16 protein-coding genes are annotated in these 13,469 nt (G+C 49.6%); 10 read left to right on the top strand and 6 right to left on the bottom strand.

Translation table 11 applies throughout. From position 1 onward, the window contains the following. The first annotated feature begins 273 nt into the window (after positions 1–273). Positions 274–1,116 (top strand): outer membrane beta-barrel protein, encoded by an 843-nt coding sequence (locus tag LPB400_RS04280; RefSeq protein ID WP_219089524.1) that lies wholly within the window; start codon positions 274–276, stop codon positions 1,114–1,116. Positions 1,117–1,317: 201 nt separating this feature from the next. Here LPB400_RS04280 and LPB400_RS04275 read toward each other — a convergent pair whose 3' ends face one another. Next, positions 1,318–1,716 (bottom strand): DUF350 domain-containing protein, encoded by a 399-nt coding sequence (locus tag LPB400_RS04275; RefSeq protein ID WP_210389033.1) that lies wholly within the window; start codon positions 1,714–1,716, stop codon positions 1,318–1,320. A gap of 206 nt (positions 1,717–1,922) precedes the next feature. Here LPB400_RS04275 and LPB400_RS04270 point away from each other — a divergent pair, with 206 nt between their 5' ends. Further along, entirely contained in the window at positions 1,923–2,675 is a 753-nt protein-coding gene (locus tag LPB400_RS04270; RefSeq protein ID WP_070583579.1) for a CPBP family glutamic-type intramembrane protease, read from the top strand. Positions 2,676–2,748: 73 nt separating this feature from the next. Here the strand turns inward: LPB400_RS04270 and LPB400_RS04265 are convergent, their stop codons facing one another. Next, complete coding sequence (locus LPB400_RS04265; protein ID WP_070583580.1) at positions 2,749–3,096, bottom strand: hypothetical protein; 348 nt, start codon at positions 3,094–3,096, stop codon at positions 2,749–2,751. Positions 3,097–3,269: 173 nt separating this feature from the next. On the opposite strand from LPB400_RS04265, the gene LPB400_RS04260 reads away from it, so the two are divergent. Continuing rightward, positions 3,270–4,160 carry a DMT family transporter gene (locus LPB400_RS04260; protein ID WP_070713294.1) on the top strand — a complete coding sequence of 297 codons (891 nt, stop codon included), beginning with the start codon at positions 3,270–3,272 and terminating at the stop codon, positions 4,158–4,160. Between the two features lie 18 nt (positions 4,161–4,178). After that, a complete protein-coding gene (locus tag LPB400_RS04255) occupies positions 4,179–4,535 on the top strand; it encodes an STAS/SEC14 domain-containing protein (RefSeq protein WP_003745709.1) in 357 nt (118 codons plus the stop codon). A 157-nt stretch (positions 4,536–4,692) separates the two neighbouring features. On the opposite strand, the gene argS is transcribed toward LPB400_RS04255, so the two are convergent. Then, on the bottom strand, positions 4,693–6,411 hold the full coding sequence (gene argS, locus LPB400_RS04250; RefSeq protein ID WP_070843400.1) for an arginine--tRNA ligase: 1,719 nt from the start codon (positions 6,409–6,411) through the stop codon (positions 4,693–4,695). A gap of 153 nt (positions 6,412–6,564) precedes the next feature. On the opposite strand from argS, the gene LPB400_RS04245 reads away from it, so the two are divergent. Next, positions 6,565–7,101 (top strand): isochorismatase family protein, encoded by a 537-nt coding sequence (locus LPB400_RS04245; protein WP_070843399.1) that lies wholly within the window; start codon positions 6,565–6,567, stop codon positions 7,099–7,101. A gap of 13 nt (positions 7,102–7,114) precedes the next feature. Beyond that, entirely contained in the window at positions 7,115–7,615 is a 501-nt protein-coding gene (locus LPB400_RS04240; protein WP_070843398.1) for a GNAT family N-acetyltransferase, read from the top strand. A 56-nt stretch (positions 7,616–7,671) separates the two neighbouring features. On the opposite strand, the gene tehB is transcribed toward LPB400_RS04240, so the two are convergent. Continuing rightward, entirely contained in the window at positions 7,672–8,541 is an 870-nt protein-coding gene (tehB, locus tag LPB400_RS04235; protein WP_070843397.1) for an SAM-dependent methyltransferase TehB, read from the bottom strand. Positions 8,542–8,553: 12 nt separating this feature from the next. Further along, positions 8,554–8,943: a PH domain-containing protein gene (locus LPB400_RS04230; protein WP_049329817.1), complete on the bottom strand. Its 390-nt coding sequence runs from the start codon at positions 8,941–8,943 to the stop codon at positions 8,554–8,556. A 142-nt stretch (positions 8,944–9,085) separates the two neighbouring features. Here LPB400_RS04230 and rnhA point away from each other — a divergent pair, with 142 nt between their 5' ends. From rnhA to LPB400_RS04215, 3 genes are all read left to right on the top strand, one after another. Next, positions 9,086–9,523, top strand: a complete 438-nt coding sequence (rnhA, locus tag LPB400_RS04225; protein ID WP_070843396.1) for a ribonuclease HI — start codon at positions 9,086–9,088, stop codon at positions 9,521–9,523. Positions 9,524–9,844: 321 nt separating this feature from the next. Continuing rightward, complete coding sequence (locus tag LPB400_RS04220; RefSeq protein WP_070843395.1) at positions 9,845–10,243, top strand: HIT family protein; 399 nt, start codon at positions 9,845–9,847, stop codon at positions 10,241–10,243. 74 nt (positions 10,244–10,317) lie between these two features. After that, positions 10,318–11,511: an LD-carboxypeptidase gene (locus LPB400_RS04215; protein WP_219089520.1), complete on the top strand. Its 1,194-nt coding sequence runs from the start codon at positions 10,318–10,320 to the stop codon at positions 11,509–11,511. 62 nt (positions 11,512–11,573) lie between these two features. On the opposite strand, the gene serC is transcribed toward LPB400_RS04215, so the two are convergent. Beyond that, positions 11,574–12,680, bottom strand: coding sequence for a phosphoserine transaminase (gene serC / locus LPB400_RS04210; RefSeq protein ID WP_219089518.1), 1,107 nt, complete (start codon positions 12,678–12,680; stop codon positions 11,574–11,576). 343 nt (positions 12,681–13,023) lie between these two features. Between serC and rimP the strand changes: the two genes are divergently transcribed. Further along, complete coding sequence (gene rimP / locus LPB400_RS04205; RefSeq protein ID WP_219089516.1) at positions 13,024–13,455, top strand: ribosome maturation factor RimP; 432 nt, start codon at positions 13,024–13,026, stop codon at positions 13,453–13,455. Positions 13,456–13,469 lie beyond the last annotated feature (14 nt).

Raw genomic sequence — 13,469 nt, 5'->3', positions numbered from 1 at the left:
AATAGAGTGGGTTGCTCTATCTATTTTTAGTGTTAAACCCACTAGCCGACCCAGAAACATTAACATATCATTAAAATTCATGCAGACTCTGTTTTACACTATTTTTCTGCTTTTACCTGCGCTATATCATAAAAAAGACAAATACAGGTAGAAAATCATTAAACACTATACCAAGCGTTCACTACACCTGTTAATATTTACCAAATCCTAGAAATTCATCATGATGTATTGTCAAATTATCACATTGGCTTTCATAAAGTAAAAGGAATTTATATGAAAAATTCTGCTCATTTCTGTTTTGCAGTGTTAGCACTCTCTGCTGCCGTAAGTACACAGGCTGCCCGCCCTGTTGAATTTACCGTTGGTAGCGAATATTACAACGAGACCTATCGCGAATACGAAAAAGATGGTAGTCGCTTAATGCAGCAAAAAGGCAACTTATGGTCTATTAATGCCGGCGTAAAATACCGTTTCAACGATCGCCATGCGGCAAAATTAGAAGGCCGTTATTCGCGCGGTAAAACAGATTACACGGGAAGCGTACAATATATAACTGAGGATTATATCGACGATTCAGCAAGTTATGGCTCAGCCACACTCAAAAATGCACCACGCCGCGCATACGATATCCGTGCCTTATACGAATATACACTCCCGATTAACGATCGCTTTAGCATTACTGCCGGAGCCGGCTTGGGACACCGCGTTCTGAGAGACTTAAGCAGCCGCATTGATCCAAATGATTATGACCGCAAAAACCGAACTACATATGCGCAAATCAATACCGGAGTAAATATCGCCCTTCCTGCAAACTTTGAGATATCTCCCCGCATTGCCTACAATCGTGCCGTAAAAGGCCGCCAATATTCTTACGAACCCGACCAGGTAGAAACCCGAATGAAACAAGGCGGCGGACAAGGGATTGAGGTTGAAGTGCCTATATCTAAAAAATTCGCTAACGGCTCCAAAATCAGCCTCACTCCATTCTATCGCGGCTGGAAAGTTAAAGAATCGAACCTTACCGTTACGGAAGAGTATGACTCATATGGATTGGGATCTATAGAACCTAAAAACCACACCCACGAAGCGGGCATAAGATTGCAATACTCTTTCTAATTTGATGAGTTTAAGTAGTTAAAACGTTTCAGACGGCCTTGTATATAACAGGCCGTCTGAATTTTTTGATACTTTCAGAATTTCACTATAACGCCAATACCATCAGGCATAAGCCATTATCAGTCAAAAAAATCTACCGATAATTTCTCCAGGCAGGAGTCAGGATCAGCACATCTTTTGCTATCCAACCGACCATCAAAATCAAGTCAAGCAAGCCGCATTCAAAATGCCGATCGAGATGGACACTGCACCAAACAGCGCGCCGACGGCGACATTGTTGCCGATAAGTTCTGGGGTAGCGTCTTTAATCATCATTGTTGCAGCGAAATAGACAAAAATCTGAATCACTGCTGCGGCAAGTCCCCACAGGATAAAATCGATGAAGCTGACGCTGTGTGCAATGCTTGAGGCAAGCGTCAGACAGAAACCGACCAACGCGCCGCCAAACGATAAGGCGCAGGCAAGGTTGCCGTTTTTAATCAGGCGCAATTCTTCGGCGGGGGTAATCCGCAGATATACGGCACCGAAAACTACAGTCATGGCGATACCTGCCAACATATATTGCAGGTACAGCAGATATTGGGACAGAGAAATACTCACGATAAGATTCCTTAGTTTGCAATAAAGTGATTATGCCATATTTTTGAAGATAAACCCTTCTGAAAATACGGCATTTTAGAAGCGCTTCAGGCCGTCTGAAACAGCCTGATTTTTAATTCATGTTTTATTACGATAATTGTTGACGATTTTTGTATGTTTATGTAACTATTGCGCACTGCCATTTAATTAGAGTAAAGAGGAGAATTATGAGCATGCTCGCCGCTATCCGCCCTAAAGAGCCTTTGCGCCATCTGCGCTGGTTTGACATGCTGATTGTTACCGCCATCCTGTTCGGTCAATTTGCCTACCGTTCTACCCAACTTTATATCGCCAGCCTGATGCCGCAAGTGGAAACAGCTGCTGCTACCGAAGAAGTGCGCGATACTGCGGTAACCGGCGTGGCTTATTCGGAAAACATGAGCCTGCAGTTGACGCTGCTTGCTATTGCTCTGATTTACCTCATTATTCGCCGTTTCGACTTCAAACAATTGCCGATTCGCTTTAATTTAGGCGTATTGTTTTGGACGCCTGTAATTTTTATCCTGATGGGTCTGACCGCCGATGCGGTGACTTCGTTAAGCGGCGGCTACAATTACTTTACCACTGAAATATTCCAATACATCAAACCATTATCCATCTTCGACAAATTCGCCGCCCTTGCGCCGATGGCCATCCTCTACGGCCTTTTAAACGGCTTTTACGAAGAATTCTGTTTCCTCGGCCTTTTAACCTGCGTGGAAGACAAATACAAATGGCAAGCATTGGCCTATTCGACCTTGGTTCGCGTCTCCTTCCATACTTACCAAGGCATGCTTTGGGCGACCGTTATCGGCGTTGTTTTCGGCTTGATGTACTACTTCTTCTACAAATACAAAGTCAAAAACCTGCTGCCGTTTTTCCTGATTCACGCCTTGGCAGATATCTTCGGCTCCGGCTTCATCTATTTGATTTGCGCTTAATGGCAACGGTTGTATGAATAAACAAGGCCGTCTGAAACATCATTTTTCAGACGGCCTTTTATTATCTATCGGTTTACTTAATCAAAGTAATTGCCACATCAGCATCTTCGGTTGCAACTGCCTCAATCACTGCATCGCCGCCAAACCGCAAAATCGAGCCTGCGCCGACCGTATGTTTTTCAGTCTGATTCAGCGTCACGTCAAAGCTTCCTTTTCCAACGGCAAAAATCAACGTTTTAAAACCCGGATGATCGTGCGGCTTAATCTGCTCCCCTTTCTTCATGTCTTTCTTAACGACCATGTAATTTTCGCCGCTGAAAATCTTACCGTTTTCGGAAGAAACCTCCCCCAAAGGCGCGGCAGAAACGGCAACGGAAAACAAAGCGGACAGCAATACGGCAGAAATATTGGATACTTTCATGGCAAGCCTTTCTTAAAAACAGAACCCCCATTCTATAAAAACCCACTTCATTGTTCAATAATAATTCTCATTTTCTAATAAAAGGCCGTTGAAGCCCAACGATATTTTTCAGACGGCCTGATTGACCTGTATAATATTTTCTTATTAATAAAATCGCTTTACATACCCATCAAATGGAAACCATCAGAAAAGATCCGCTCGGCTCGGCATGGGTGGTTATTGCCGCGCTCGGCTTTACCGTCATGAACCTCTCCGTCAAAGCCGCCTCTACACATTTCGGCTTTTCCAGCGGCGAGCTGGTCTTTTGGCGCATGCTGGTCTCCACCCTGTTCTTAGGCATCATGGCCAAAGCGCAAGGCAACACATTTTCCACGCCGCATTGGAAAACCCATCTCAACCGCAGCGTCATCGGCACGCTTGCCATGATGTGCACGCTTTATTCCGTCATACATCTGCCGCTGGCAACAGGCGTCACGCTCAACTACACGTCCTCCATCTGGCTTGCCATTTTTTCATTTTTCATTTTAAAAGAACGAATTACACTTTATACCCAAGCCATTTTGGTTATGGGCTTTATCGGCGTTATCCTGTTGCTCAACCCATCTTTTCAAGGCGGACAAGAATTTGCCGCACTGGTCAGTTTGGCAGGCGGCGCCATGTCAGGCTGGGCGTATTTGCAAGTGCGCGAACTCTCGCTTTTGGGCGAACCGGGCTGGCGCGTGGTGTTTTATCTGTCGCTTACCGGCCTGATTATGTCCGCCATTTGGAGCTGCTTTACCGGCTGGCATCCGCTGACCGCGTCTTCCCTGCCCTATCTGGCCGGCATCGGCATCTCCGCCATGATTGCACAATTGGCCATGACCCGCGCCTATAAGGTCGGGAAGAAATTTACCGTTGCCTCGCTTTCCTACCTAACCGTCGTTTTCTCCGCCCTATCCGGCGTACTGCTTTTCGGCGATAAAATCACTTGGCAGGAAGCCGCCGGCATGGTTATCATTGTTGCAGGCGGCGTGTTCAGCAGTTTTACTCCGGCCTCAATCAAAAAATTTCTGATGAAGCAATAATTTAACAAGGAGAACACCATGATTTCCATCCGCGAACAATCTTACGGCTTAAACGTAGCGCTGTACAACGAGTTCACTTTGGACGATTTCCGCCAATTGGAAGAAGCCTTGTTGGCCGCAAAACAAAAAATCCATCTGCCCGACATCCTGTTGGATTTGTCCATGCTAAAAGACTTCACCATCGATATGGCGGTCGAGCAAATCAAATTCCTCAACCAACACGAAACCGACTTCGGCCGCGTTGCCGTCATTACCGACGACATCTGGATCAAACTCGGCGCGCGCCTTTCCAGTCTCCTGACCAACCAACACCCAAAATATTTCAGCGATGCTACCGAAGCGCAGGCTTGGTTGTTGGCAAGCAATTTGAAATAAAGACAAGGCCGTCTGAACGCATTACCTGAGCAAATTCAAAACCGCTTAGGCTCAAAATCAACGGTATCACAATATTTTTTAAAGCATCAAAAAGGCCGTCTGAAACCTTGCAACCTGCAAGGTTTCAGACGGCCTTTCATCGTTTTTATTCAAAAACTTACATAACACTCAATACATCAATACCCAACAACTCCAAGCCTTGTTTCAGCGTGTCGCCGGTCAGCTTCGCCAGTTGCAGGCGGCTGTTGCGGGTTGCACCTTCTGATTTCAAAATCGGGCAGGCTTCGTAGAAGCGGCTGAACAGAGTGGCGATTTGATAGAGGTAGGCGGCGAGGTAGTGCGGATAAGCGGTATCTGCCACGCTTTGCAGTACGTCTTCAAATTTCAACAGCTCTGCGGCCAGTTGTTTTTCCAAAGGTTCGGTCAAAACGGTTGGCGCAGTTGCGTCCCATTCGCCGGCTTTGCGGAATACGCTTTGTACGCGTGTGTAGGCGTATTGCAGGTAGGGGGCGGTATTGCCTTCAAACGAAAGCATGGCGTCCCAGTCGAACACATAATCGCTGGTGCGGTTTTTGCTCAAGTCGGCGTATTTGACTGCACCGATGCCGACGGTTTTACCAATTTTACCTGCTTCGTCTGTGCCCAATTCAGGGTTTTTCTCTTTCACCAAAGCGGTGGCGCGTTCAACGGCTTCGGTCAGCAGGTCAACCAGTTTTACGGTGTCGCCGCTGCGCGTTTTGAACGGTTTACCGTCTTTGCCCATCATGGTGCCGAAGCCGATAAACTCGGCTTTTACATCTTCCGGCAGATAGCCTGCTTTGCGGGAAGTGGTAAAGAGTTGCTCAAAGTGCAGGGCTTGGCGGTGGTCGACGACGTACAGCAAGCGGTCTGCATGAAGCGTGCCGACACGGTAGCGCAAACATGCCAAGTCGGTGGAAGCATAAAGGAAGCCGCCGCCTTGTTTTTGCACGATAAATGCGGCAGGTTCGCCGTCTTTGTTTTTGAACTCGTCCAAGAACACGACTTTCGCGCCGTCGTCTTCGACTGCCAAACCTTTTTCGACCAAATCATCGACTACGGGTTGCAAATCGTCGTTGTATTTCGATTCGCCTGCCACGTCTTCAGGACGCAGTTTCAAGCCCAGCGTGTCATAAACGGCTTGGGCGTGCGAGAGTGAAATATCGACAAACTGTTTCCACAATGCCAAAACGGTTTCATCGCCGCCTTGCAGCTTCACAACGTATTCGCGTGCGGTGTCGGCGAAGGCAGGATCTTCGTCAAAGCGCACTTTGGCGGCGCGGTAAAACTGCTCCAAATCCGCCAGCTCAAACGCGGCATTGTCTTTTTGCTGCTCAACCAAATAAGCGACCAACATGCCGAACTGCGTACCCCAGTCGCCGACGTGGTTTTGACGGATAACGGTGTTGCCCATAAATTCCAACACGCGCGAAATGCTGTCGCCGATGATGCTGGAACGCAGATGGCCGACGTGCATTTCTTTGGCAAGATTAGGAGAGGAATAGTCGATAACGACGGTTTGAGGTTTGTCGGTTTTCGCTACGCCGAAACGCGCGTCGCTCAAGGCCGTCTGAATGTTTTGGGCGAGGAACTCAGGACGCAGGCGCAGGTTGATAAAGCCCGGGCCGGCTACTTCCGCACTTTCAATCACAGCGTTGTCCGCCAATGCCTCGGCCACTTTTTGCGCCAATTCGCGCGGATTTTGTTTGGCTTTTTTCGCCGCACCCATCACGCCGTTGATTTGGAAATCGCCGAAGTCGGGATTTTTCGCCGCCTGCAATACGACGGGGCTGTCGGACAAACCGGCAGCGGCAAAGGCTGCTTGGGCTTCACGTTCGACGGTTTGGTATAAATTCATGTTGTCGGTCTCTATCAATTCAAATCAGGCGGTATTTTAAAAGAATTTCGGGCTTTAAAACAGGGCAAGCTGCAATACTTTTCCAGCGGCTTGTTATATGATTGCATTCTGATTCAACGATCTTGCCGTAAAGGCCGTCTGAAAGGAAAAGCCATGAACCCCAAAAATACGCTTTGTCTGATTGTCGATATTCAAGAACGCCTGCTGCCCGCCCTTTCCGGCGCGGACGAAATGGTGGAACGCTGCCGCCTGCTGATTCAAGGTTTGACGGCTTTGGACGTACCCTTTGCCGTAACCGAACAATATCCGAAAGGTTTGGGCAGCACCGTATCCGCCGTATCGCTGCTGTTGCCAGAAGGTACGCCTGTTGTCGAGAAAACCCGATTCTCGGCGTTTTTACCTGAAATTCAGGAAATCTTACGCAAAAACGACATCAAAAACGTTATTTTAGTGGGAGCAGAAGCGCATATCTGTATGCTTCAGACGGCCTTGGATTTGAAGACGCAAGGTTACGCCGTATCCCTGCCTTTCGAATGCACCGCCTCGCGCACAACAGCCAACCGCGACAATGGTTTGGCGCAACTAAGCCGTCAGGGCATTACCGTTTCCAATGTCGAAAGTATTTTGTTCCAACTGCTCGGCGATGCCAAACATCCGGCCTTTAAGACTATCTCCAAACTGATTCAATAACAGGCCGTCTGAAATGCAATACACCATCCGCCCTGCCCTGCGCCAAGACTTGCCCGCCATCGTCGATATTTACAACAGCACCGTGGCCACGCGCCAATCCACCGCCGATTTATCGCCGACCACGGTTGCCGAGCGTGAAATGTGGTTTGCCGCGCACACGGACAAACGCCCGATCTACGCCCTTTACGATGCCGACGGCACCGTATTGGCCTGGGGCAGTTTCAGCGACTACCATCCGCGCTACGCCTACCACATCAGTGCGGAAGTCAGCGTTTATGTCCGCCACGATATGCGCGGCGCAGGCGTAGGCAAAATCCTGTTGCGGCATATGCTCGAACGCGCGCCATCCTTAGACATCCGCAACGTCATCGCGCTTGTGTTCGGCCACAACTATCCGAGCCTGAACCTGTTTCACCGTTTCGGTTTTGAAGAATGGGGGCGGCTGCCGCAAGTCTGCGATTTGGACACCATGTTGGCAGACGTGGTGATTTTGGGCAAAAGGATTGTGGATTGATTACGACAAAGGCCGTCTGAAAACTGAATTCAGACGGCCTTTTGACGGCAAAACCTTTATTCCGGTTTCTTCGCCAGCATGGTAACGAATTTAAACTGAATCGGATTGCCAAATTCGTCTTTCGCGTGCATCGAGCCCAGCTCTTCCTTGTATTCCACCAATTCCCAATCCTTATAGTATTCGCGCAACTCGCCCTCGCCGAACTTGAATGGGAACGGCATCGGGCAAGGGAAATCTTCAGTATCCATCGCAGACACTATCAGGTTGTAGCCGCTGGGGTTGGTGTGTTCCTTCATATTGGCAATCACGTCAGGAACGTAACGCGGCATCAGGAACATAAACACCACGGTCGCCACCATATAATCGAAGTTTTCCTGAATATTGGCGGCGTTGAGGTCGTATTCAAACGCGCGGACATTCAACTCTTCAATACGCGCCAGCTCTTCCACGTTTTGAACCGCATGGGGATTATTATCGACAGCGGTAACGTCAAAACCTTTCAAACCCAAATACAGCGCATTGCGCCCCTGACCGCAGCCCATATCCAAAACCTTGCCGACGGGCACGATGCCTTCGGCGGCACGGACGGCCGAATGTGTCGCGCTCATGCCGTATTTCTTATTAAAATAGTCCGCCGCCTCGCAGTAAAACGACAGTTGGATTTCCGTATCTTGCGTTTGCGGCGCGATAAAGTGCCATGCTTGCGGATGGATAATCCAATCATCGCTTTCAGGCGTCAGCTCGTGCGTAGCCGTAACATTGCCCGCCTCGTCCACTTCATTGAAGTTCAGACGGCCTTGGAGGACATTGAGGCAGCCCCAAGTACCGGCGGCGGTATTGTGTTTGGACAACAAAGCTTCGGGAATCTCGTCCGCCGTCCACACCGGCATCTGTTTGTAACAAAACAATTCTTGCTGTTCGCTCATCATATTTCCTTTCTATTTTGACGGTTTCAACACAGCTTCTGCCAAGGCTTTTTGAATGGCAATCACGCTCTTGTCGCTTTTAAACTGCAAGGTTTCGGTTGGTGCTTCGCTGGAAGAAACCCAAATCTTCAGCTCGGCATCCAAATCGAAATGGCCCGAGGTTTCCACCGAAAAGCGCGATACGGAACGGTACGGAATCGAACGGTAAGACACTTTCTTGCCGGTCAAACCCTGTTTGTCCACCAACACCAGCCGATATTCGGTAAACACAATCAAATCGCGCACCAGGCTGAATGCCATTTTTACCTGTTCGCCATCAATCAGGATATTTGCCAAATCGCGTTCCACCGCATCTGCGTCTTTTTGCGAAGCATTGCCCAAAAGGCCGCTGAACAATCCCATATCTACCTGCTTTCTATACGAGTGATAAAGTGCAGGGTATTTTACACGCGCAAACCGTATTTGCCGATATTTCAGACGGCATTTGCCGATATTTCAGACGGCCTTATGTTATGATACCGCCTTATTCGACAAAGACATGCCCATGGATAAACCCGTTTACCTCTACACAGACGGCGCATGCAAAGGCAACCCCGGCGCAGGCGGCTGGGGGGTATTTATGCGCTACGGCACACACGAAAAAGAACTGTTCGGCGGCGAAGCCGAAACCACCAACAACCGCATGGAGCTGACCGCCGTTATCGAAGGACTGAAATCCTTAAAACGCCGCTGCCAAGTCGTTATCTGCACCGACTCGCAATACGTCAAAAACGGCATGGAAAGCTGGATACACGGCTGGAAAAAAAACGGCTGGAAAACTGCCGCCAAAAAACCGGTTAAAAACGACGATTTATGGAAAGAGCTGGATAGTCTGGTTCAACAGCACGATGTCCGCTGGACGTGGGTCAAAGGCCACGCCGGACACTCTGAAAACGAAAAAGCCGACGAGCTTGCTAATCAAGGGGCGGCAAAATTTGCATAACACTTCACCCATGACTGTACTCAAATATCTCAAACCATTCTTTTGGATTGCTATCATTGCATTGATTTGTGTGACGCCAAAAGCACTTATGTCCGCCTATTCGCCCTTTCATGATGTCGATGATTTTTTTCGCTTTGGCTTATGCGATCACGTTAAGAGTGCCGAAGAATGTGCCGACTGAATCACGCCTACCTATTTATTTTGGTGGTTTATACCTGAACCGTGGCTGTTCACATTCATCACGCTGACTGCTATTTACCTCATTCTAAAAATCCTGATGGCAATCATCCGATTCCTATTCAGACTAAAAAAGAGAAAACCATGACCTGCCCCATCTGCACTGCCGACAACGAAGATATTTTGCTGCAAACGCCAAACCTGCGCGTGATCGCCGTCCACAATGAAGCCGGCGCACCGGCATTCTGCCGCGTTATTTGGAATAACCATGTCTCCGAGATGACCGACCTTTCCCCTGCCGAACGCAACGAAATCATGGAAATGGTGTATCAGGTTGAAGCCGCAATGCGCCAAGTCTTCCGCCCGGCCAAAATCAATCTGGCCAGCCTCGGCAATGTTGTGCCACACCTGCATTGGCACGTCATCGCCCGTTTTGAAAACGACGCCAATTTCCCCGCGCCGATTTGGGCTGCGCCCGTCCGCGAACACGGTATGGCCTTGCCCGAAAACTGGCCGGAACAAATCAAAAACTTAATCGCTTAAACTTTCAGACGGCCTGCAAGGTCCGACACGCCGAACTTCAGGCCGTCTGAACATATAACGAAAGAAAAACCTCAATGACTTCCACCACGCGCCGCCATTTCCTGCGCACCTGCTCTGCCGCGGCAGGCGCAGGGTTGTTGCAAGCCTGCGGTACAGGCACGACCACCACGCCGCAAACCAAAACCACTTCCACCACCGCGAAAGCCCAAACCGTGCAACCTAAGCAACCCCATCCGCCACGTTCCGGCGACAACCTCCTGCGCGTTGTTGCGCCGTCAGGCTTCGCCGAAGACCCCAACCGCGTAACCACCGGCCTGACCCGCCTCTACAACGCAGGTTTTACCGTGACTAACCAACAAGCAGGCAGCCGACGCTATCAACGCTTTGCCGGCTCCGATGCCCAACGTTCCGCCGACTTCCAAGACGTTGCCAGCGGCCGTGTTGAAACACCCAAAGTCCTCATGGGCTTGCGCGGCGGCTACGGCGCGGCACGCATCCTGCCGCAAATCGACTTTGCCTCACTCGGCGCCAGAATGCGCGAACGCGGCACATTGTTCTTCGGTTTCAGCGACGTTTGCGCCGTCCAACTCGCCCTGTTGGCCAAAGGCAATATGATGAGCTTTGCAGGCCCGATGGTGTACAGCGAATTCGGCAAAGCAGACCCCAGCGTCTTTACCATGGATTCCTTCATCCGCGGCACGACCAACAACGTCAACATCGTTGATGTTCCGACCATCCAACGCGCCGATGTCAACGTCGAAGGCACATTGTGGGGCGGCAACCTCAGCGTTCTCGCTTCCCTCGCCGGTACGCCCTACATGCCCGACATTCAAGGCGGCATCCTCTTTATCGAAGACGTCAGCGAGCAGCCTTACCGCATCGAGCGTATGCTCAATACACTTTATCTGTCAGGTGTTTTGCAAAAACAACGCGCCATCATCTTCGGCGATTTCCGCATGGGCACCATCCGCGACGCGTACGATTCCAGCTACGACTTCTCCGCCGTCGTCAACCACATTTCGCGCATCGCCAAGATTCCTGTGTTGACCGGTTTCCCATTCGGCCACATCACCAACAAAACCACTTTCCCGTTGGGCGCGCACGCCAAAGTCCGCAGTACCGGCAACGGCGGTTATTCCGTAACCTTCAGCGGCTACCCGACGCTGAACCCGTCCGCGCTGACACTCAACAACCTGCTGCCGCCTCCCGTGCCGACTTACGACAGCACCATCTACCGCGACAGCATCACTGAAGAAGTGACCGAATAAGGCTAATTCAAATAAAAAGGCCGTCTGAAACCCAGTTTCAGACGGCCTTTTTATCTTAAGTCTTAACCGTAACGTCGTTGGAAATCTTTCATAAATTCGGCCAACGCGTTCACACCTTCAAGCGGCATCGCATTGTAAATGCTGGCGCGCATGCCGCCGACGGTTTTATAGCCCTTGAGCAGGCACAAGCCCTGCAACTCGGCTTCCAACACAAAGCGGCGGTCCAAATCCTCGCTTGTGGTTTTGAAGACCACGTTCATTTTGGAACGCGCATCAGGATGAATATCGTTGATGTAAAAACCGCTGCTGCCGTCTATCGCCTCATACAAGGTTTGCGCCTTCATTCGATTGACCGCTTCAATTTTTTTCACACCGCCCTGCGTTTGCAGCCAGCGGAACACCAAGCCCGACATATAAATCGCATAAGTGGACGGCGTGTTGTACATACCGTCGCGGTTGATATGAGAACGGTAGTTGAACACATCGGGGATATCGTTCGGACAACGCTCCAGCAAATCCTCGCGGATAATGACCACGGTCGCACCGGCAGGGCCGATATTTTTTTGCGCGCCGGCATAAATCAAGCCGTAATCTGATACATCAAACTCACGCGACAAAATCTCGCTGGACATATCGCACACCAGCGGCGGCAGGCCGTCTGAAAGTTTGGGGACGTTTTGATACTGCAAGCCGTTTACGGTTTCATTAATCGCAAAATGAACAAACGCGGAATTCGGGTTGACATCCCAATCCTCAACCGCAGGCAGGTTTTTATAGGCATATTGCTCGCCACCATGCGCGGCCAAACGGATTTCGGCATTGCTCAAACGGCTCATCTGTTCATAGGCAATACGGCTCCAGTTGCCCGTTACCACCGTGTCGGCAGTCGCAAAACCGTGCGCCAAATTCATGGCCGCCATATTGAATTGCGTGGTCGCACCGCCCTGTAAAAACAGGATTTTATAGTTAGACGGAATATTCAAAAGCTGGCGCAAGTCTTGTTCGGCATGATGCAGAATGCTCAAAAACATATCCGAACGGTGGCTCATCGCCATCACGGGAAAACCCGTACCGTTGTAGTCGAGCATTTCCTGTTGCGCGGTACGCAATACGGCTTCCGGCAATACGGCAGGACCTGCGGAAAAATTATAAATCGGGTGTGCGGACATAGCGGCCATCTTTCTTATTCGGAGGGTATGAAGAAATTGTAGAACCGCCTTGCACATTGTGCAAGCACGAAAAATCAGGAAATCCAAGGCCGTCTGAAAACAAAGCAATACCAATTCTTTGTTTTCTAAAAAAATTTCAGAAAAGCCAAATTAAAACTTGTCAACAATTCCCTTTTCAGACGGCCTCATCCCAATCTCTTCCATTTAAGCAATCACTTCAAAAAATCCACGCCAAATCAACGCTTTTCTTTTATCTGGAAAACAGTTATAATAGGCCAATTTTTCAAATCACACGAAAAATGGCCGCGCGGCCATTTTTTTGTTTATGTACTTCTGGAGAAGCATGGATATTCAAAGCATTCTTGATAAAACCCTGCCCGGCTTGGGCTACGAGCTGGTCGATTTCGAACTAACCGCGCAAGGCGATTTGCGCATTTTCATTGATAAAGACGGCGGCATCACCGTCGAAGACTGCGCCACTGTCAGCAACCATCTGAGCCGCGTGTTTATGGTTGAAGACATCGACTACAAACGCTTGGAAATCTCCAGCCCGGGCCTTGACCGACCGTTGAAAAAAGCCGCCGACTTCGTGCGCTTTGCCGGCCAGAACGCCAAAATCAAAACACGCCTGCCGATTGATGGTCAGAAAAACTTCATCGGCCGCATCGAATCTTGCGAAAACGACATCGTTACCGTCTCTTTCGACGGCAAAACCGCCCAAATCGAATTGAGCAACATCGACAAAGCCCGTTTGCGCCCCGAATTTAAATTTTAAAAACCGATTACTTG

It is taken from the genome of Neisseria perflava (assembly GCF_019334725.1).
Classification (GTDB): Bacteria; Pseudomonadota; Gammaproteobacteria; order Burkholderiales; family Neisseriaceae; genus Neisseria; species Neisseria subflava_A.
This window is presented reverse-complemented; position numbering and strand designations above follow the sequence as displayed.

Bases quoted from the DNA above. Each gene is read 5' to 3' on its own strand.
- LPB400_RS04220 (WP_070843395.1), top strand. From the start codon at position 9,845: ATGACCTGCCCCATCTGCACTGCCGACAACGAAGATATTTTGCTGCAA.
- LPB400_RS04240 (WP_070843398.1), top strand. From the start codon at position 7,115: ATGCAATACACCATCCGCCCTGCCCTGCGCCAAGACTTGCCCGCCATC.
- rimP (WP_219089516.1), top strand. From the start codon at position 13,024: ATGGATATTCAAAGCATTCTTGATAAAACCCTGCCCGGCTTGGGCTAC.
- LPB400_RS04260 (WP_070713294.1), top strand. From the start codon at position 3,270: ATGGAAACCATCAGAAAAGATCCGCTCGGCTCGGCATGGGTGGTTATT.
- LPB400_RS04280 (WP_219089524.1), top strand. From the start codon at position 274: ATGAAAAATTCTGCTCATTTCTGTTTTGCAGTGTTAGCACTCTCTGCT.
- LPB400_RS04230 (WP_049329817.1), bottom strand. From the start codon at position 8,943: ATGGGATTGTTCAGCGGCCTTTTGGGCAATGCTTCGCAAAAAGACGCA.
- serC (WP_219089518.1), bottom strand. From the start codon at position 12,680: ATGTCCGCACACCCGATTTATAATTTTTCCGCAGGTCCTGCCGTATTG.
- LPB400_RS04265 (WP_070583580.1), bottom strand. From the start codon at position 3,096: ATGAAAGTATCCAATATTTCTGCCGTATTGCTGTCCGCTTTGTTTTCC.
- tehB (WP_070843397.1), bottom strand. From the start codon at position 8,541: ATGAGCGAACAGCAAGAATTGTTTTGTTACAAACAGATGCCGGTGTGG.
- LPB400_RS04270 (WP_070583579.1), top strand. From the start codon at position 1,923: ATGAGCATGCTCGCCGCTATCCGCCCTAAAGAGCCTTTGCGCCATCTG.
- LPB400_RS04245 (WP_070843399.1), top strand. From the start codon at position 6,565: ATGAACCCCAAAAATACGCTTTGTCTGATTGTCGATATTCAAGAACGC.
- rnhA (WP_070843396.1), top strand. From the start codon at position 9,086: ATGGATAAACCCGTTTACCTCTACACAGACGGCGCATGCAAAGGCAAC.
- argS (WP_070843400.1), bottom strand. From the start codon at position 6,411: ATGAATTTATACCAAACCGTCGAACGTGAAGCCCAAGCAGCCTTTGCC.
- LPB400_RS04215 (WP_219089520.1), top strand. From the start codon at position 10,318: ATGACTTCCACCACGCGCCGCCATTTCCTGCGCACCTGCTCTGCCGCG.
- LPB400_RS04255 (WP_003745709.1), top strand. From the start codon at position 4,179: ATGATTTCCATCCGCGAACAATCTTACGGCTTAAACGTAGCGCTGTAC.